At 57.7% G+C, this 19,607-nt stretch carries 14 protein-coding genes and 3 pseudogenes; 5 read left to right on the top strand and 12 right to left on the bottom strand.

Annotated features, from left to right (window positions below; genetic code table 11):
- Nucleotides 1-2: 2 nt before the first annotated feature.
- The 3 genes from ACZ9BB_RS11055 to ACZ9BB_RS11045 form a co-directional block, all read right to left on the bottom strand.
- A complete protein-coding gene (locus ACZ9BB_RS11055) occupies nt 3-956 on the bottom strand; it encodes a D-2-hydroxyacid dehydrogenase family protein (protein ID WP_476213806.1) in 954 nt (317 codons plus the stop codon).
- 144 nt (nt 957-1,100) lie between these two features.
- Nucleotides 1,101-1,535 carry a YqaA family protein gene (locus ACZ9BB_RS11050; protein ID WP_476213805.1) on the bottom strand — a complete coding sequence of 145 codons (435 nt, stop codon included), beginning with the start codon at nt 1,533-1,535 and terminating at the stop codon, nt 1,101-1,103.
- Complete coding sequence (locus tag ACZ9BB_RS11045) at nt 1,535-1,981, bottom strand: DUF411 domain-containing protein (protein ID WP_476213804.1); 447 nt, start codon at nt 1,979-1,981, stop codon at nt 1,535-1,537. Before ACZ9BB_RS11045 ends, ACZ9BB_RS11050 begins: the two co-directional genes overlap by 1 nt.
- A 345-nt stretch (nt 1,982-2,326) precedes the next feature.
- Here ACZ9BB_RS11045 and ACZ9BB_RS11040 point away from each other — a divergent pair.
- Nucleotides 2,327-2,509 (top strand): annotated as a pseudogene (locus ACZ9BB_RS11040) (hypothetical protein); the annotation flags it as partial.
- A gap of 61 nt (nt 2,510-2,570) precedes the next feature.
- Here the strand turns inward: ACZ9BB_RS11040 and ACZ9BB_RS11035 are convergent.
- Nucleotides 2,571-3,566: an aldo/keto reductase gene (locus ACZ9BB_RS11035; RefSeq protein ID WP_476213803.1), complete on the bottom strand. Its 996-nt coding sequence runs from the start codon at nt 3,564-3,566 to the stop codon at nt 2,571-2,573.
- A 117-nt stretch (nt 3,567-3,683) separates the two neighbouring features.
- Here ACZ9BB_RS11035 and ACZ9BB_RS11030 point away from each other — a divergent pair, with 117 nt between their 5' ends.
- Entirely contained in the window at nt 3,684-4,610 is a 927-nt protein-coding gene (locus tag ACZ9BB_RS11030) for a LysR family transcriptional regulator (protein ID WP_476213802.1), read from the top strand.
- On the opposite strand, the pseudogene ACZ9BB_RS11025 reads toward ACZ9BB_RS11030, so the two are convergent.
- From ACZ9BB_RS11025 to ACZ9BB_RS11005, 5 genes and pseudogenes are all read right to left on the bottom strand, one after another.
- Nucleotides 4,599-5,566: pseudogene (locus ACZ9BB_RS11025) on the bottom strand (GNAT family N-acetyltransferase). The gene ACZ9BB_RS11030 and the pseudogene ACZ9BB_RS11025 sit on opposite strands and share 12 nt — an antisense overlap.
- On the bottom strand, nt 5,566-6,855 hold the full coding sequence (locus ACZ9BB_RS11020; protein ID WP_476213801.1) for an AMP-binding protein: 1,290 nt from the start codon (nt 6,853-6,855) through the stop codon (nt 5,566-5,568). Before ACZ9BB_RS11020 ends, ACZ9BB_RS11025 begins: the two are co-directional and overlap by 1 nt.
- A gap of 41 nt (nt 6,856-6,896) precedes the next feature.
- Nucleotides 6,897-8,258, bottom strand: a pseudogene (locus ACZ9BB_RS11015) (phenylacetate--CoA ligase family protein); the annotation flags it as partial.
- Nucleotides 8,259-8,260: 2 nt separating this feature from the next.
- On the bottom strand, nt 8,261-9,502 hold the full coding sequence (locus ACZ9BB_RS11010) for an MFS transporter (protein WP_476213800.1): 1,242 nt from the start codon (nt 9,500-9,502) through the stop codon (nt 8,261-8,263).
- 300 nt (nt 9,503-9,802) lie between these two features.
- Nucleotides 9,803-9,940 (bottom strand): hypothetical protein, encoded by a 138-nt coding sequence (locus ACZ9BB_RS11005; protein WP_476213799.1) that lies wholly within the window; start codon nt 9,938-9,940, stop codon nt 9,803-9,805.
- 156 nt (nt 9,941-10,096) lie between these two features.
- Here ACZ9BB_RS11005 and ACZ9BB_RS11000 point away from each other — a divergent pair, with 156 nt between their 5' ends.
- Complete coding sequence (locus ACZ9BB_RS11000; protein WP_476213798.1) at nt 10,097-10,285, top strand: hypothetical protein; 189 nt, start codon at nt 10,097-10,099, stop codon at nt 10,283-10,285.
- Here ACZ9BB_RS11000 and ACZ9BB_RS10995 read toward each other — a convergent pair.
- Complete coding sequence (locus ACZ9BB_RS10995; protein WP_476213797.1) at nt 10,275-10,664, bottom strand: fe2+ zn2+ uptake regulation protein; 390 nt, start codon at nt 10,662-10,664, stop codon at nt 10,275-10,277. The genes ACZ9BB_RS11000 and ACZ9BB_RS10995 overlap by 11 nt on opposite strands.
- A gap of 230 nt (nt 10,665-10,894) precedes the next feature.
- Between ACZ9BB_RS10995 and pvdQ the strand changes: the two genes are divergently transcribed.
- Nucleotides 10,895-13,231, top strand: coding sequence for a bifunctional acylase PvdQ (gene pvdQ, locus ACZ9BB_RS10990; RefSeq protein WP_476213796.1), 2,337 nt, complete (start codon nt 10,895-10,897; stop codon nt 13,229-13,231).
- Nucleotides 13,232-13,285: 54 nt separating this feature from the next.
- On the opposite strand, the gene ACZ9BB_RS10985 is transcribed toward pvdQ, so the two are convergent.
- Together ACZ9BB_RS10985 and ACZ9BB_RS10980 are read right to left on the bottom strand one after the other, a co-directional pair.
- Complete coding sequence (locus ACZ9BB_RS10985; RefSeq protein ID WP_476213795.1) at nt 13,286-14,287, bottom strand: FecR family protein; 1,002 nt, start codon at nt 14,285-14,287, stop codon at nt 13,286-13,288.
- Nucleotides 14,288-14,558: 271 nt separating this feature from the next.
- Complete coding sequence (locus ACZ9BB_RS10980; RefSeq protein ID WP_476213794.1) at nt 14,559-18,275, bottom strand: dermonecrotic toxin domain-containing protein; 3,717 nt, start codon at nt 18,273-18,275, stop codon at nt 14,559-14,561.
- On the opposite strand from ACZ9BB_RS10980, the gene ACZ9BB_RS10975 reads away from it, so the two are divergent.
- The gene (locus tag ACZ9BB_RS10975; RefSeq protein ID WP_476213793.1) at nt 18,264-19,247 is read left to right on the top strand and encodes a hypothetical protein; all 984 of its coding nucleotides are present in this window, start codon (nt 18,264-18,266) and stop codon (nt 19,245-19,247) included. The genes ACZ9BB_RS10980 and ACZ9BB_RS10975 overlap by 12 nt on opposite strands.
- Nucleotides 19,248-19,607 lie beyond the last annotated feature (360 nt).

The raw sequence follows: 19,607 nt of genomic DNA, 5'->3' as shown, positions 1-19,607 counted from the left end.
TCTCAGCCCAGAATCCGGATCGGCGCTCCCGCTGCCCAGGCTTGAATGTCTTCAATCATTTGCGAAAAAAACAGTTGGTAGTTCTGTCGGCTGACATACCCGACATGCGGCGTGGCCAGCACATTGTCCAGCGTCCTGAAGGGGTGATGGCGTGGCAACGGTTCGTGCTCGAACACGTCCAGCGCAGCACCCGCCAGGCGTTGTTTTTGCAGCGCCTTGATCAGCGCCGACTCATCGACAATCGGCCCGCGGGCGGTGTTGACCAGCCAGGCCGTGGGTTTCATCCAGTCCAGCGCCTGAGCATCCACCAGCCCTCGGCTGCGCTCGCTGAGTACCAGATGGACCGACAGCACATCGGCCTGCTCGAACAGTTCCTGCTTGCTGACAAAGGTCACATCGACTTCGGCGGCCCGTTCGGCAGTCAGGTTTTCGCTCCAGGCAATCACTCGCATGCCGAACACCTGACCGAACCGGGCGACCCGTTGACCGATGCTGCCCAAGCCCAGAATCGCCAGCGTCTTGCCCTGCAAGTCACCCCCCAGGCCTTGCTGCCATTGGCCTGCGCGCAAAGCGTTGGCTTCGGCCACAAGATTGCGGGTCGCGGCCATGATCAACGCCCAGGTCAGTTCGGGAGCGGCGTGTTTGTAACTGTCGGTGCCGCAGACCTGGATGCCCAGGGCCGCAGCCGCTTTCAGGTCCAGGGCGGCGTTACGCATGCCGCCGGTGACCAGCAGTTTGAGTGTGGGCAAGCGGCGCAGCAGGTCTTCGTCGAACCGGGTGCGTTCGCGCATCACGCAGATCACTTCGAATGAGCCCAGACGTTCGGCCAGGGCTTGGTTGTCGGCAGGGTAGTCATGAATAAAACTCACTTGGCCAATGCTGTCCAGCACCGACCAGTCCACCACGTCGCGAGCCACGTCCTGCCAGTCATCGATCACTGCAATCTGCACAGCCATCAGCTTTACCTCATCAACGAACGGGATTGGTTTTGTTCAGTCAGTCGAGCAATGCCCGGGAATTGGGAATTCGGTTTCGCCATTTGCGTGCCGAGTACCTGATGATGACTCATTTTCGCCTGGACCTCCGGCAGCTACCATCGTTCATCCCATCCACCCCAGCGTAGCCACGGCCAACACACCATAGCGGGCGCCCTTGGCGAGTGTCACGATCACCAGGAAACGCCCCAGCGGTTCGCGCATGACACCGGCCACCAGCGTCAAGGGGTCGCCGATGATGGGCACCCAGCTCAACAGCAACGACCAATGACCGTAGTGCTGATAGTGCTTTTGCGCTTGCTGAAGATGACGAGGACTGACTGGAAACCAGCGACGGTGGCGAAACCGCTCGATGCCGCGCCCCAGCCACCAGTTCAGCAGCGAACCCAGCACATTGCCCAGCGTTGCCACCGCCAGCAGTGACCAGAGCCAATACTGGCCGCTGAGCAACAGCCCCACCAGCACCGCCTCGGACTGCAAGGGCAGCAGGGTCGCGGCACCAAACGCCGCGAAAAACAGCCCGAGGCATGCACCCGACATCAATTGGCGGGGTAGTCCGCCACCACTACGTCAGTACCGTCCTTTTTCAGGCCGATCACCTGGTAGGCGTCGCTCATACCGTCCATTTCCATGCCGGGTGAGCCCATCGGCATGCCGGGGGCGGCAACCCCCAGCAGATCGTCACGCTTGCTCAAGGCCAATACTTGCTCGGCTGGCACATGGCCTTCGACGAATTTGCCGTTGATCACGGCGGTGTGGCAGGACGCCAGGCGCGGTGGCACGCCATGTTGTTGCTTGAATTGGCTCATGTCGGCTTCGACGTGGTCTTCGACCTTGAAGCCGTTGGCTTCCAGATGGCTGACCCATTTTTTGCAGCAGCCGCAATTGGCATCGCGATGAACTTCGATAGGGATCAGGTCGGCGGCCTGGGCCACGGATGAAATGAAGAGGGCGCTCAGGGCTGCCAGACGCAGGTAGGTTCGCATGGGGGCTCGTCTCGGGTTGCGGCCAAAAAGAACGTATTTTGACCCTTTTCTCTCGAGAAGAGGGGGCGGATTGTTTCGAAGTAATACAGCTTTGGTAATCATTGTGGCGAGGGAGCTTGCTCCCGCTCGGCTGCGAAGCAGTCGCAAAACAGACGCTTGTATTCGATCTGGATCCCCACGTTGGCAGATTCGGGGTCGCCGCGCGCCCCGGCGGGAGCAAGCTCCCTCGCCACAGGGGGCCATGCCAGCCTGTTACAATCAACGAACCTTGAGCGCCAGCAAGTTGGTTTGCCCGGCACCATTGATACAAACAAACTAACCAGGCGTACATAAAGGCCTTCCTGGTTACTTGCTTTCTTGAGAAGCAAAGGCCTGATTTCCGATATTACTTCGATGACCCTGCTGAATGCCGGTGATAAGTTCGACCGGTTTGGCGTACAGAAAGACCCGGATGCGAAGTTCAATGCGCTGGAGTATTTCGCCACGCAACTGGACACCATCCAAGACAATAGCATCAGGGGCGTCAAGGCCAAGGCCTGACGTTTGTCAGTGCCGGCCCGCTCGAACAGTCGAGCGGGCCGGGTATCTGCTACCGGTCAAGCAACTTCATGACCTCTTCCGGATAACGCAAGCCTGCCGTGGCATTGGCCGGGAATATCGCTTCCAGGGCCTGCAACTCTTCGCGGCTCAACTTCACGTCCAGTGCGGCCACATTTTCTTCCAGGTATTTACGCTGTTTGGTGCCCGGAATCGGGATCAGGTAATCCCCTTGGGCCAAGACCCACGCCAACGCCAGTTGGCCCGCCGTCACACGCTTGTCGGCGGCCAGGGCCTGTACCTGTTGCACCAGCAACAGGTTCTTGGCGAAGTTTTCCCCTTGGAAACGCGGGCTGAAGCGACGGTAATCGTCGGCTGCGAAGTCATTCGGGCTGCTCAAAGCACCGGTCAAAAAGCCCCGGCCCAACGGGCTGTAAGGCACAAAGGCAACGCCCAGGCGCTGGCACGCGGCCAGGCAACCGTTCTCCTCTTGATCGCGGCTCCACAGCGAATACTCGCTTTGCAGTGCGCTGATTGGATGAACCTTGTGTGCACGCTCCAGCGTGGCGACCGATGCTTCACTCAAGCCCAGGTAACGCACCTTGCCGGCCTTCACCAGTTCTGCCATGGCGCCGACGGTTTCCTCGATGGCCACCTGTGGATCGATGCGGTGCTGGTAATACAAATCCAGGGTTTCCACCCCAAGGCGCTTGAGGGTGCCGTCGATAGATTTGCGAATGTATTCCGGTCGACCGTTGACGCCTCGGGCATCGGGGGTGGACGGGTCGCGGACAATGCCGAACTTGCTGGCCAGAAACACTTGGTCACGCTTGCCGACAATGGCCTTGCCGATCAGCTCTTCGTTGGTATGCGGGCCGTACATGTCTGCCGTGTCGAGCAGGTTGATCCCCAGTTCCAGTGCGCGGTGCAAAGTGGCCGTGGCTTCGCGGGTGTCGACGCCCGTGGTGTAGAAATCGGTCATGCCCATGCAGCCCAGCCCGATCGCGCTCACCTGCGGACCGTTTTTGCCCAGTTGACGTGTTTGCATGAAATCAGCTCCCTGTGAATTGAAATCCCATTGTTAACCTCGACAGAAACGAGATAAACCGGCTAAAACTGCTATCACTATTTGTAATTTCTAAATAATCAGCCGGTAGCCAAAGCAATGGACCGTTTCAACGCCATGCGCGTGTTCACCCGAATCGTCGAACTGGGCGGCTTCGCCAGGGCGGCCGACAGCCTGCAATTGCCTCGCGCGTCGGTGACTATTTTGATCAAGCAACTTGAGGCACATCTGGGCGTGCAGCTGCTGCAACGCACCACCCGCCAGATCAGCCTGACGCTCGATGGCGCAGCCTATTACCCGCGTTGTGTGCGGTTGCTGGCGGATCTGGAAGAAACTGAAGCGGTATTTTCCGCTGCTCGCCATAACCCCAAAGGTCTGCTGCGAGTGGATATGCCGGCGGGAGTGGGGCGTTTGATCGTGATCCCGGCGTTGCCGCAATTTACCTCCCGGTATCCATTGATCGAACTGGAAATCGGTTTGAATGACCGGCCTGTGGATCTGATCCGCGAAGGTGTCGATTGCGTATTGCGCGGTGGCTCGGCCCTGGATGACTCACTGGTGGCGCGGCCGCTGGGCATGCTGGACCAGGTCACATGCGCCAGCCCCGACTATCTGCAGCTTCGCGGGACTCCGCTGTGCCTGGAGGATCTGAAGGGGCATCAGATGGTGGAATATTTTTCCAATAGCACCGGCAAACGCTACGGACTGGAATTTGTAGTCGATGACCAACTGCAACTGATCGACCTGCCCAAGCACGTGTCGGTCAACAGCTCCGATGGTTATCTGGCGGCGTGCGAGGCGGGATATGGCTTGGTCCAGACCCCGTATTATCACGTTGCCCGCCAGTTGAAGGAGGGGCGTTTGATCGAGGTCCTGAGGGACGTGCCGCCACCTGGTATGCCGCTGACGGCGCTCTATCCTCCTCACCGCCAGTTGTCCCGGCGGGTGCGGGTATTTGTCGATTGGTTGGTGGAACTTTGTGCGCAGCCAGGCAGTGACTTTTCTAGAAAACATTTACGCGGCTGAGCGGGCATCCATAGGCGAGTGTATCGACGCAATCATGGGGTTCGTGGCGTTGGTGTTCTGCTGCAATTCGTCATGCAACTGTTGCATGCGTGCGCAGTGCAGGTTGAGGGATCGAGAACGGACGCCCCGATGAAACAATGCGAACCAGCCATTGTCACCCGGCGCAGGCATCAGGCCGGTGAAGGCGAAGCCCAGAGCCGATAAGTTGCGCAGGTTGCGGGCGCGAAGTGCCGGGATAGCCCGATTCGTGCCGAGATCAGCCAGTGCCTGGGTAGTTGCCAGAGCTGCTCGAGCAAATCTTTGTTCAAGTGCTGAATGACAATGTCGTACCGGTGCTGATGTTGTTTGATTTGCAACGGCATCGCGGGTCGTGACGCCTTGTCCTGGCAGGTTCCAAACACCGAGCACAGGTGCTGCATGAACGCTCGGCAGCTTTCGGGCCAGGGGATGTCGGGGAGCGGGCGCGTGTTTCCTTCGATCATGTGACTGCCCATCACGATGGTTTCCGGGAGCGATTCACCGAATGGCGAAGGGACGTAATCGGGAAGCAGTCCAGTGCTGTGAAAACCGATATTTTCTGCCATGCGCTGTGTGTAGGGATGGTGGGTCACTTGCTTGATCGATACGCTCTGGATCCCCAGAGAACCTGACAACATCAATAACTCTCGGCCCAGGCGCGTCGCGATATGCTGTCCCTGGGCGACGGGGTGCACCACGCTGAGGGCCAGTTCCGCGGTATTCGAAGCCGTGTCGCGACACAACGCGGCATGCCCGAGTACGCGAGCGTCATCCACGGCCAGCATGGATTGCCAACGGCCTTCGGTGTTGTGCTGACTGATCATGTTCGGCAGGTAGACATCGGGCTGGACGTAATGATCGCCGTAGACTTCTCGAAATAACCGGCTTACGGCCTCGGCGTCAGAGGGACGGTAAGGTCGAACAACCAATCCGGTCATCACGCGGGCTCCTGGGAGGGAGCGTCATACACGCGCAAATCCAGCACCCGCAGTTGTTTGCCCGAGCGAGGGTGGAGTTTCAGGTCTATGGTTGCGCAGGCCAGCACCCGCAACTCCAGGAGACCCTCGCGGCTCAGCTCGTCGATGGCCGGATAGTGGGCAAGCAGCGCTTCACGCAATGCGCGGCGCGCCGGCTCGACAGTTTGTAATTGAGGTTCAGGCACCCACATCAGGCTCAACAGATCCTTGTGGCCCGCCTGTTCGATCAGTAATTGCCATTGTTCGCTGTGTGCAGCGCTTTGAACGATCTGGTGTATTTCTTCGGTAAACAGCGACAGCACGCCCACTCGTATCCGCTGACTGTGAGCGCTACGGCCCTTGAGGGCGAATTTACGCCTCGGGCTCGTGGCCGGTTCACGCCAACAGGCACGGTCGCCAACCGGATAGCGCAGCAGCGGCATGAGCCGGCGGGTCAGGTTGGTCAGCACCAACAACCCGGTGCGATCGCATTCTTCAATCACTTCACCGGTGTGTTCATCGACGATTTCCAGCAGGGTTTGTTGTTCGAACATCCGATGTTCGCCCAATGCACAGTCGCGATCGCTGGCGCCTATGAGCCCGGCGTCCACGCTGGCATAGCCAATAGAGGCAATACGGGCGTTGGGGAACACTTCGCCGAGAATCGCCAACTGCGGGGCAAACAGGCTTTCACCGCCATACAACAACGTCTCGACCCCGCACAACACTCGTCGATGCTGTGCCAGGTAGGCGCAGAATCGCAGTAGTTGTGCCGGTACTCCGGCCAGAACGTTGATCCGATGCCGCGCAATGGCATCCGCCAAGACGTCCAGTTCGACGTCCCCGGTAAACGGAAACTCACAGATGGATCGTCCGACATGAGCCAGGGAGTCGTGGATAAACAGAAAACTGGCGTAGAGATCCCCTGAAAAAAACAGATTGGCGACCCGGTCGCCGTTGTTCAGCTGAGAGGAGAGGCTGGCTCCGAACGTGCTGACCAAGGCTTGCCATTCTTCGTAGGAGTAAACCGCAAGTTTTCCCTGGCTGGTTGAGCCTCCGGTTTTAAACACCAGTGCATCATCGACATTTGCGGTCAGGACCGGCCAATGACTCAGCTCGTTGCTGCCAGCCCAATAGTCGGCCACATCGGTTAACGGTAGATCCTTTAAAGTAATGCCTTTCGCGGGTAAGTACTCCAAGTGTTTACGGTAGAAGTTGGAGTGCTGTCTTACATAAGGTACTAGTTGTTCAAGCGAATAAATGGGTTTCATCGGGTTCTCTTTTTATATCAGGCATCTTTGGAAGACGGTTTTTATTTTCTTTGATCGATAACTAATGGAGTTTTGCCACTGTGTTTGTTTGGGGTGAATGTTTGTTCGGCGCACTTCGTCACTTGCACAATTAAAAGTTCGGCACTCACCGCATCCGCCAAGGCTTCGTGTGTCAGCAGTTTTTCGTGAACCCAGGCGGCGTCTGCATCCGCTAGAACGTGCATTCGCTCGACGCCGTCGGCGGTGCGGTCCAGAACAATTTGAATGGGTACTCCCATGCTGTGTGCCAGCGCCGAAGACGAGATGAACTGCGTGCCGATCCGCACCAGATTGCCGTGGCGCTGCAGCAGTTCGAATCGCGGCGACTCCAGCCCGCAAGGGCAGGCGCCGGGTATCCAGCGGCCGGTGTCACCGATGTCGTATCGGCGTACGTGCTGACCTTGCCGGGCGCGGGAAGTAAATAGCAGCCGGCCGATCTCATTGGCCCGCACTGGCACATCCCGTTCGAGCTGAACGATTTCCAGATGCTGGGTTTCGCACATCAGGTGAAACACGCCGTCTGCGGTCGCCCGGCAGGCATGCCCCAGGGGGCCCGCGTCGACTGAGCCATAGATGGCTGAACGAACCGTCGACACCCCACAACTTTCCATCAACTGCCGACTGGCTTCTCCCGGGTGTTCGCCGCCAAGGAACACTTTGCCGATACCGGCATAGGCGCGAAGTCGGGTTTGCTCGTTGAGAAACAGGCGATGCAACGTACTCGGCATACCGATCAGCACGCTGACATGCCGCTCTACGATCAACCGGGCGATTTCGCTGAAGTCGTCGTCCTGAGGAGCCCCCATGGGCAAATGAACAACCTCCATCTGTTCAAGAATTTTCGAAAAGCTGAAAAAACCACCGTACAGGTTGCCGCCGTAGAACAGGTTCATCACCCGGTCCTTTGACGGATCGAGCCCGGCGCAGAACATGCCATCAGCCGCGGCGCGCATTTGCTGTTGAAAGTCTCGATAGCTGAAACCGGCGAGGGCGGGAGTCCCGCTGCTACCGCCGGAGCGGAAGTACAACTGCGCTGCGGAGCCAATCGGCCGGGTCATGAAGGTGTCTTTGTCCATGATTGGCTCATGGGCGGTGTCGGGTGCGGGCGGGACCGGGTCGAGCGTTGCACGGCCCGTAGAGACGTCGGGGGCGAGACTCACCGACAGGCGGCGGCTCAGACGCGACAGTGCGTAGACGCCATCATGGGGTTCACCGGCGTAGCCGTCATGAATCGACTGGCAAGGCGTAATGCGGCTGACGCCGGCATTGACCAGGGTTCGAACGAACCCGGGCGTTTCTGCCGGGAGGCATATCAGCGCGCAGCTTTGCAGAACGTTGCGCCAGGGCAACAACGATTCGGTTAGTGTCAGACGGCAAGCGCGATGTGAGAGCGCCGTAGAAAAGACCGCAGGGGCACCAGGCACAGGAGCCCCGCGAGCCCGGTCGTCAGCGCGAAGGCTTCAAGGCTGTCGCCAGCACCGAGCGCAGCGATAATCGAACCGCCGCCTCCCATGACGACGATGGAGATCATGCCGATCGCGGCTGAAATAAGGCCTTTGCTATCGTCGCTGGAAAACAGCGCAAGCCGGTACAGCGCGGCGTTGCTCATGCCCAGTCCGACGGCGTAAAGCGACAGGCAGCTGATTAGCAGGAGCGTCGAAGCACCGGTGAAAGTGATGGCGACCAATGCGATGAGCCCACTGCAAAATGGCCAGAGCGCGTATCGAATCAGTTGGCTCAGTCCAGTGTCGGCAATCAGTTGATTGAGTATCAGGTTGCCGAGAATGACTGCTGTAAATACCGGGATCTGCCACAGGCCATAATGCAGTGGGGGAAGTCCCTGGTTCTGAATCAGCAAGAGCGGCGCCAGCCCGATCCAGGCAATCAACGGCAGGCTCATCAGCCCCAGGGCGAAGGTGGCGCTCAGGAATCGTGTATTGGTGAGCAAAGCGCCGTAGCGGCGTAGCGTGCCGCCCCATTCAAAGGGCACCGCAGCCAGCCGTTGACCGTCCAGGCGCAAGGTGCCTACGGTTTCGGGCATGAACATGTAAAGCCCCAGCCAGACCATCACACCGCCAACGCCCAAGAGTAAAAACAGCTCTCTCCAGGAGAGCCATTCCAGTGCCAGGCTGCCGAGCAGGGGGCCGAGCAGCGGGGAAAGCAGCGCAACGTTCCCCAGCAGCGCCATGATTTTTACCGCGTCGGCTTCGCAGAAGGTTTCCTGCAGGGCCGGATAACTGACGGCGATAACAAATCCCAACCCCATGCCCTGAATCAGGCGCAAGCCGTTGAAGGCAAGAATGCTCTGCGCGTAGAACGCCGAGGCACAGGCCAGAGCGAACAGCGCACAGCCAATGAGCAACAGCTTGCGACGACCGAAGTGATCGGACAGCGGACCTATAAGCCATTGCAGAAGAATGCCGCCAATCAAGTAAAGATTGAAGGCATAAGGAACATGGTTCGGACTGGCATCCAGTTGATCGGTTACCGTCAACATGGCCGGCATGATCATGTCGCTGCCCATATAAGTCAGCAGTTCGAAAAGAGTGATTGCAAGGCAAAAGCCAAACAAATGGTGGGGGCTGACATTTATTAAAGGTTTGAGCATGACATCCCTGTTTTACTCGAAGTTTGAGGAGTGGTTATCTGTGATGTATCGAGAGTAGACATCGATCACGAACATCTCAACTGTACGATTGAGACTTAAAGCTTCAATGCTTTTCGCTATATGTCGAGGCGTGGGAGCAAGTAAAAAACAGCACATTTCGAAGAATTAATCTGACAGCTCGATTAGAACAGTCGTGTACGAAAAATGCCCGCTAGAGAGCGGGCATTTGTTCGATGGGCCAAGAAGTTATTTTTTTCTTACGAGTGATTGGCTGAATACTCTTTGTTTATGTCCGTAAAATTATCGATGTTGATAATAACCCGGTCCGCCACGGTCGTGATGGTGGCCGCCATGCCAGCCGTTGTTGGGGAAAATGATGCAGCCGCTCAAGGTCAGGAGCGCGAGCAGGGGAATCAGCCGTGTGATTCGACGGAACATTTCAAAATCCTCATGGTTATCGCCGCAATGAAGTCAAAACTCTTCATCGGCTGTAACATGAGACCCCGTTTGCAGCCCCTCATTCCCGCAGGACGGTAGGGGTTTGGTATGCAATCGGATACAAACCGGATACATTTTTTGGTTCAGGAACCCGCAATGACCCAGTCGCAACGTTTGAAATACTCGATTCTGATTTCCCTGGTGGTACTGGGGATCATGTTCGGCCTTTCCTGGCTGCAAAATGCCGGGATCATCAGCGAAAAGCTGTTCCAGTACATCGCCATTGGCGTGGCGGTGGTCGTGGTGGTGATCAACGGCGTGATGCGGCGCAAGGTCAAGCCTTGAACGATGCCCCCAGGCCGGATTGCTCGCTGTAAAGGACGGCGGCGGCCTGTGGATGCAGGCTGTAGCTTTTGTCCGGGTTGAGGGTGACCACGCCTTCACAGCACAAGCGCTTCAACACTTCACGGACACTGAGAAAGGACAGGGGAATGTCCAGGTCCAGCAAGTGGCTATGCACGCCGCGCACCCCAAGGCTGCGGTCGCTTTCGGCGGCGGTCAGCAAGGCGTCGATGACTTTCAGGCGGATCAGGCTGGTTCGCAGGCCAAAGCTCTTGAGCAAAAACCTGATTCGTTCGTTGCCGTGGCGTTCGGTCTGTTGATTGAATGCGCCAGAGCCCTTTGGCGCACGGCTACCATCCGTTGGCAGTTGCGGGTTGTACATGCAAAAACTCCTTTTCAGAGCCTGATCAGGAAAATGTGATGGGTGCTCTCAATCAATAAGACGAATGAGCAAGTCAATAATGAAGGCCTGCATGTAGAAAATTTGTCGTCGTTATGTCAGCGGCCCGTGAGCCGGGCGCGGGGACCCTCGAAGGCCTAAATTTTTGCGGTCTGCTTCGTTTCAAGGGGAGGCGCATTGCGTGTCATACGTCTTTTCGATCAGGAGCGAGCGTGATTATTTCCAGGCAGTTAACCAGGTTGAGCCTTGCGGGTGTGTTTCTGGGGCTGAGTCTTGCGGCAAACGCGCGTAGCCAGCCAGAGCAGGCGACGGCCGACATTCGCCGAACCAGTTTCGGTGTGCCGCATATTCGTGCCGAAAATGAGCGCGGGCTCGGCTATGGCATTGGCTATGCCTACGCCCAGGACAATCTGTGCTTGCTGGCCAATGAGATCGTCACCGTTAATGGCGAGCGTTCACGGTATTTTGGCCCGGACCAGTTTACCGTCGAAGAACGCGGGAACCTGGCCAGTGATCTGTTTTTCACCTGGCTGAATACTCCCCAGGCCGTCTCCGGTTTCTGGCAGGCGCAAACACCTGAAGTCCGTGAACTCATCGACGGTTATGTGGCGGGTTACAACCGTTCGCTGACAGAGCGTCAGGTTCAGGGGTTGCCGCAGCAGTGTCAGGGGGAATGGGTGCGCCCGATTACCGCCCAGGATCTGGTCAAGTTGACCCGTCGTCTGTTGGTCGAAGGCGGTGTGGGGCAATTTGCCGAAGCGTTGGCCGGCGCAACCCCGCCGAAAACCGTCGCACATGTGGCAGGCGAACCGGCATCGTTCCAGGTTGCGGCCTCACGCATGCAACGGTTCGCCCTGGATCGCGGCAGCAACGCCGTGGCGGTCGGCAGCGAGCGTTCGTTCAATGGTCGCGGGATGCTGCTGGCGAACCCGCATTTTCCTTGGGTCGGAGGGATGCGTTTTTATCAGATGCACCTGACCATTCCCGGCAAGCTGGATGTGATGGGCGCCGCATTGCCCGGTCTGCCCATGATCAACATTGGGTTCAACCAGCATCTGGCGTGGACCCACACGGTGGATTCGTCCAAACACTTCACGCTGTATCGTCTGCAACTCGATCCCAAGGATCCGACCCGTTACCTGCTCGATGGCAAGTCCTTGTCGATGGAAAAGCAGACGCTGGCAATTAACGTGAAGCAACCCGATGGCCAGACCCGGCAGATTTCCCATGTGGTCTATAGCTCGGAATTCGGCCCGATTGTGCAATGGCCCGGAAAACTGGACTGGAACAACCAGTTCGCCTACAGCCTGCGCGACGCCAATCTGGATAACGACCGGGTCTTGCAGCAGTGGTACGCGATGAACCGTGCCGCCAACCTCAAGGATTTTCAGGCCTCGGTGCACAAGATTCAGGGGATTCCATGGGTCAATACCCTGGCGGTGGACGATCAGGGGCAGACGCTTTACATGAACCTGTCGGTGGTGCCGAACGTCAGCGCGGAAAAACTGGCCAAGTGCAGCGATCCGCGTGCTGGATTGCAGATGATCCTGCTTGACGGTTCCAACAGCGCCTGCGCCTGGGACATCGATCCGAAAGCAGCACAAAAAGGTATTTATGCGGCAGACAAGTTGCCACAACTGCTACGTAAAGACTTTGTGCAGCACTCCAACGATTCGGCGTGGATGGCTAACCCGGCACAACCGCTCACCGGTTTCTCGCCGCTGATCAGTCAGGACAATCAGCCATTGGGGTTGCGCTCGCGCTTCGCACTGGAGCGCCTGGGCAGTTTGAACACTGTCGCTGCGGCAGATCTGCAACACATGGTGATGGACGATCAGGTGTATCAGGCGGCGCAAGTGATGCCGGATCTGCTGCAGTTTTGCGCCGCGGACCTCGGCCCCGATGCGCCGACGCTTACGCCGTTGTGTGCCAGCCTCAAGACCTGGGATCGCAGTGTGAATCTGAACAGTGGGCTGGGGTTTGTGCATTTTCAAAACGTCATGGGACCGTTACAGCAGATCCCTGACATCTGGCGTGTGGCGTTCGACCCGAAGGATCCGCAACACACACCGCGTGGCCTGGCAATTGAACAGCCAGACGTCGCCAAAGCAATTCGGGCGGCGATGCTGGCCTCGGTCGAGCAGGTAAAAACCCTTGGCCTGAAGGCCGATAGCCGCTGGGGCGATATCCAGGTAGTCAGCAGTGGCGGGCAGCAAACGCCGATCCACGGCGGCCCGGGTACGCTGGGGGTCTATAACGCCATTCAAAGCGTGCCGAGAAGCGACGGCAAACGCGAGGTCGTCAGTGGCACCAGCTATTTGCAGGTGGTGACCTTCGACGACAAGGGGCCACAGGCTCAGGGCCTGTTGGCATTCTCGTTGTCCAGTGACCCGGCGTCGAAGTACTCCCGGGACCAGACACTGGCATTTTCGAAGAAACAGTTGAGTGTGTTGCCGTTTACCGAGCAGCAGATCACATCCGATCCGCAGTACCAGGCTCAGACAATTCGCGAGCAGGATGAAAAAACACGCAAGATCGCCGCGCAGTAATCGAAGTGGCGTTTGCATCAAGCATGGAGGCCGCGCCCGCAGGGGTGGCGGCCTTCAGCTTTTTGGGGCTTGTTGCGGTATCGAATTGAGGACTGGATTACCGTCCTTGTTGCGGGTCAGGTACACCGGCAGCACCTTGGGGAGCGAAGGCACCAGGTTGTCGAGTTCTTTGATGTTGTAGATACCGCCTAGGCGAATCGAGCCGGTGCTGTGGTCCGCGACCATGACAGGCTTGTTCAAATAACGATTGATCAAGGGCAGGGCATCGGTCAGCGCCAGGTCATCGAGTACCAGTTTGCCGCTACGCCAGGCCAGCGATTGGTCGTTGGCAGAGGTCTGGCTGATTTGAGGCGTGTAGTCACCGTGCCTGTAACGCGCCTGCATGGCCGGCTCCAGATGCAGACCATCACCAGGCACGGCATCGTTGCTGGTGACCAGAACGGAACCCTCGATCAGGTTCACGCGTACCTGGTCTTCATACATCCAGACGTTGAATCGGGTTCCGGTGACACGAATCCTGCCGTCGGCCGCTTTGACGATGAAAGGGTGCTGCGTATCGTGGCTGACATTGAAGAAGGCTTCGCCTTTTTTCAGCGTGACACGACGCTGATCCTTGTAATTGCTGAACGTCAGTTCACTGCCCAGGTTCAGCTCCACCTGGCTGCCGTCGTTCAGTGTGACCTGACGAACATTATCGGTCGCCTCGAAATGTTGGTAGTCATTGGGCAGCCAGCCCAGGTTCCAGCCGGTATACGCCGCCAGTGGCAGCGCCAGGGCGCAGACGGCGGCGGCAATGCCGAAGGTGCGCCAGGGTGTTGTCGGTTTGAGGCGAACAGCCGGCGCGGGGGCTTCGAGCCGAGGCAAATGCTCCGCCACATCCCAGATCTCCAGCATGGCTTCGTACTCAAAGGCGTGCAGAGGATGAGCATCACGCCATTGCTCGAACGCCAGGCGTTCTTCGGCCGTGCAGTCGATGGCATGCAGACGCATGCACCAGTGCGCAGCCGCATCGGTGATGGCATCGTATTGGGCTTGCGAGAGAGAGTGGTCGGTCATTGACTCATCCTGATTTCCGGCATTCTAACCTTGAGGGGAAGTCTGCGAGAACAACCGTCATGGCAATTGCCCATCAAAGTACAACTTATTTTCACATGGACGCTCTGAAAGCCGGACGTCACCAGGCAGTATCCATAAATGGAGTGAAAAAATGGTCAAGACCTCCAGGACTGATCCCGCCGTCCCGGACTGTAGCAGCTGTCGAGCCCCAGCGAGGCTGCGTTAGGCCGTAGCAGCCTCGCTAGAGCTCGACAGCTGCTACGGCCGGACGTCAGGCAGTGGGCGGGGCTGGCACCGGATCCAGTTGTCGACCCATTTCACAGATCAAGTAAGCGATCGAGTCGGCGTTGCGTAAAATGGTGTCGATTCTCAGGGCCACATTCTGTGGATTCAGAAAGGCGTCACGTGCTTCATCCATCGTCGTACAAGCGGTTGCTTTCAGGATTTCCTTACCTACAATTTCCAGACCCGCGATCGAATCCACATCGTCCCAGAAGTCCAGTTCGCTGTTCCAGCGCGCAAACAGTTGTTCCCTCGGGGTTGCCAGGGACAGTGCCTCTCGCTGGAATTCCTGCTGATTCTGTTTCAGCTTTGCGCTAGAAACGACTATTGGCGTGACAAGATCGCAGAACGGACGTCTTGACTCGAGCGTCGCGATATCCACTGTTTCTGAATAGATGTGGGAGAACTCGTGAATCAGGGTGGCGGCCTGGGCATGGCCGTCGATATCGAAAGGCTCCGTCAAATAGTGTTTGTAGTAATCGAGTTGTTGATTGAAAAACTTGTCCGTGAAATACACTTGTTTCTTAAGGTCCGTCGACACAACAAAAGCGATTGTGGTGTCACGCTCGTATTTATTTGAACCGACCACAAAACGTTCGGTATTCATCAACTCCTCGTTTGGGTCAACCAGCGCTGTGCAAATGGGAACGATGGCGCTTTTGATTTTGTCGAGAGTGTTGGCGTCGATGTTGTCCGCATCAAAAAAGGTTTTGAGGAAGGTATCCAGTCGCGTACCGGGGAGGAGTTGTCTGAGCTGCGCCAGGTTATGCAGGCTGTTAAACGCGTAGTAGCGAGCCAGGTCTATGGCCTGCACGAGCATGCGTGCTTTTTTCGGGTGTTTTGTCCGAATGTCTGCCATTCCTCGCGCTTCGATATTCAATACGTCGCTGGCTATGCGACTCGAAACATATTGATTGTGCATTTTCGACAGGGCTTTGCCGTAATGGACCGTGTGGATGTCCGGATCGATCACTAGCTGCTGGCCGGGAGCCGCCAGCAACGCGGGACCCTGCTGTCGGTCTTTGATCATTCGCCAGATCGGCCCGGTTTTGACCACGGGGTAAACCTTTCCCTCGACGGGGGCGTACGTACGATTGTTGACCGAGTCCAGGTAAGTTCCATTGGTGCTGCTCTTCTTCAGATCCTTTAATGCAGTGTCCGAGGCCTCGAAAGGCTGCAACACCGTGCGCATCAGAGCCGTCGGTTTCACTTTTGACCATTGCAGGGCGGCCACCGGTTTGGCAACAGGCGCGGTGGAGGTTGCTTGCGCAGGGGGCGCTGAAGCCTCCAGCGACAACTTGCCTAACGTCACCATTTGCGCGGTGCCGGCAATAAACGCCTGCAATGCCTGTTTCCAGTGATGATCCTGTAGCGCTTCGGCGGAGTTCTTGAAGTCCTTGTAGCTTTGCCACAGTAACTGCCCATAGGCGAGTTTGCCCGGCAACAGGCCCGAAATCAGTCTGATGCCGGCGCTGAACAGGTTTTTGGCGGTTTCCCAGTCGGCCTGGCCGGTGATCTCTGACTGGCTGCCCAGCATTTTTGATAGAAGGCCGACATTATCGCTGAACAGTTGTGCAAGCAGGTTGCCGTTAATGGGGGTGGACGCGAGAGTGATTTCGCTTTGTTGTCCGACGGTGGACTTGAGCAGGTTGCCGAACAAGGTTTGCTCACCCTCGGGAAGCCGGCGAAGGATCAGATTCTGCAGTGCCCCTGGCACATTGATCGCAGATACAACGCTGGCTTCGTTCTCGAATTCGGTGAACACGGAGCCTGTGTGGTAGGGCGCATACAGGATTTGCGGCCCTTGATGTCCGACACCGGGGCCGATCAGGTACAGCCCCAGGGTTTTAACGGCTGCGGCGCCTGCGGTCTTGATCAGTTCCAGCGGCCTGACGATGGCGTGGGCACCTGTTACAGCCGCGCGGGCAATGGCGTCCGGCATGTCGAGAACCTGCCGGATCAAATCGAAGGCGCTGGCACTGAGATGTTGCTGCAGTTTCAGTGCATGAGCGTGTTGCAACAGTTGCCACGGTAGTTGCTGAATAAAACGCTGCTTTCGTCTGTCGGCATCGGTGCCGGCTTTAGTCAATGCATCCGTCACCCGCGTTGCATAATCGCTGTGGATATTCAGTGACTGCACAAGCTGGCGCACGGTGTTCTGATTCAGGCGATCGGGAAGGGCCGTCGAGGTTGTCGAGGCGATCTTGAAGCCGATGCCTTGAGCTGCGTTGACAGGGTTCAGGGCAAACTCGGTCAGGCTACGCGCCGGCCCGGCCAGGGCCAGGTTGGGCGTGATTTTGATGTGGTCGGGGTCCAGTTGCGTTCCTGTGAATCGGCTGCCGAGCAATGACACCAATCGGTCATGCACATAGGACTTCAGGGGCTGGACCCCGTGCAGGTAGTCTTTATCGTCGGTGACGCTGTTGTGGTATTGCTCCAGCAGTTCAATGTGTAACTGCTGTTCTTCGACAGGGGGCATGCCAAGCCATGCAGGCAGGGACTGCTGTCGGGTGATTGCCTGCGAGATCAACCTGGCTCTTTGCAAGTTGGTGTCGATGACCCGTTGCGTCATTTCGTTAAGCGCTTTGATCTGCTGTGCAGCGTCCAGCTTCAGGCTGCGCAGGTGTTCGCAACGGGCCAGGAAGTGGTCTATGGAGGATTGCGCAAGGCGCCGCAGGACGTTGCCCTCAATCAGTCGCAACGAGTTGAACGTGTAGCGCTGGTGGAATTTGCGCTGGGCAGGGGGGAGGTTCTCCAGCAGTTCCAGGCGTTTGCTGGCATCGAGCAGGCGCCGGTTCAATTCCGTCGTTGCGCTACTGACCGTCGCGAAGACTTCCAGCCCGGTCGCAGGCGTCCACAGAATTGCCCGGCCGGAATGTTGAACATCGAGCCCGCCACGTTCGGTCAACAGTACGCAATTGGCCAAGGGCAGCAGATTCTTCTGCCCGGAGCACTCAAGGAGCAGTGAATAAGCGTCAGGCCTGAAACCATTGAGGGCAAGGCGCGTTTCTCGATCCGGTTGATCCGGGTTGAGCACCGTATCGACAATGGCCCGATCGGCGTCTCGCAGTGTTGCGTTGAGCACTCGAAGGCTGGCTTCTCCGCGTACACCCACGGAAAGCGCGTGGGCCAGGCGCGGTTTCAGATTCTCCAGGTAAATGCGCTGCAGGGCCCCAGAGGCGATCGGCTGGGAGGCGAATTCCGCGCTGATCAGCGATTCGACATCGCTGAAGGTTTTTACGAAAGCAGCGGCTCTATCCGCCAAGACCATGGAGGGCAGCTGGTTGCCAGACAACGCCGGCCGGGTACTCCAGCGTCCCTGAACATCCAGCGTCAGTAATTGATCGCTGATCATGGCGCGGATATCCAGTGCCTTGTCGAATAAGGCATGGAGGTCCACGGTGCCGTCGCTGTGACGGAAAACCTGCAGAACGTATTCCATGTTTTGCCGTTGCTTGGTGATGATCGCCTCAAACAGCGTTTTGAATATCGAGCCTGAAATCACCTCGCCGGAGACCTGTGGCTGATTGAAACCGATGAACCGGTTACGCTCCTCCAGGCTCAGCAGGCCATAGAGCTCATCTTCGTGACCGACCGCGCTGAATTTGCTCAGCAAGGTATCTTTGAGGTCCTGATAGTCCTTCAGCACCTGAAGTCCTTGCGTGGGGGTGTAAAGAAAGGCCTTGGAATTGGCGTGACTGATCATCAGTGCGCCCGCCAGTTCGACATAATTGGCTGCGTGTTCCCAAAGACGCACCGTCTCGAGGCTGAGTGCCGAGGACGTACCCGCCGTCGGCTGAATCAACGAGTGCAAGGCCTGGCTTTGTTCAGGGCTGATGATCTCGGCCTCGCGCTTGATCAGGAACTCTGCGCGCGCCTTTTCACGGATGGCCCGGCTGAAAAAAACGCGGCGGGATGCACCGTCAGCCGCCGCATCGTTCCAGTAGCGCTGCAGTTTCCCGGAAAGCAGGCTGATCAGTTTGCTGGAAGCGGTCTTTACCGCGGTTTCCCATTGGTGTTGGTCAGAACTCGTCGGCTTTTTTTCCGGATGGGAGAATTCATGAACCTGCCCGATCGGCCATCGCTGATGGCGGTAATACGACAGTACCGCGTCACTCAGAGACATGGAATTGATCCAGCGCCGGGGCGGGGCACTATCCTGGTCGGCGTCATGGGCCGGTGCAACGGAGTAGAAGTCGAGTCGGGTCTGGCGTTGATCAAGACCCGGGAATGGCGATTTCAGCAACTCATCGAGCAGCGTGTTGAGCAGCGAGGTGAGCGTTGGCAGCTTGACCAACTCATCCAGCAGGGCTTGCTCGTTCGTTCGCTGGTTACTGGCGATGACCGTGCGCTGGTCTTCGAATACGTCGCCCTCAATGGCCTGAAAACTCACCTGGATATTGACCGCGGCCGCCAGCGTTTTGCGCGTAGACAACGACATGAAGGCCAGCAAGTCGTCGTCCTCGGTCACGCTGCTCAGTTGGTGTTCGAGGTGTTCGGTCAAGGCTGCGCGGCTGTGGAACTTCTTTATGCCGGCGTACGGGGTGTAGAGAATTTCACCGTTGTCGTCCGGAGTGAGGCTCAACACGAAGCTGCCGGCCAAGGGGATGGAGGCCAAGTCTTGCGCATTGAGCAGGATTTTTTCGGCAAACATGGGCGGAGTCTGTTGACTGCGTAACGTTTGGCTGGCCAGTTCCAGATGACTGAACCATTCGAAATCCTTGCGCGTCAGCCCATGGGTTCTACCCAGGTCATTCCAGTGGCCGGGCGATTGCAGGGTCTGGGGGAAAAACAGCGGAGCGGGAGGTGTGGGCATCGTCGAGTCTCGTTCAGGGCGCGGCTGAATGCGCCTGTGGATTGAGGCTCAAGACTAGAAGTCACCGCTGAGTCGAAGGTGGTAAATAGTTAACGCACGGCTCCCCGGTGTTTGTGCAAACGTGCGCGAAAGCAACTGCTCGGTTCAACCGGTTGCGTTCAAGTGCGCCGGTTCAAGCGAAAGGTTGACAGGCTGCTCGTCGCGCGTTGTTAATCGGCTTGT

The organism is Pseudomonas sp. TE3552 (genome assembly GCF_056278945.1).
This window is presented reverse-complemented; position numbering and strand designations above follow the sequence as displayed.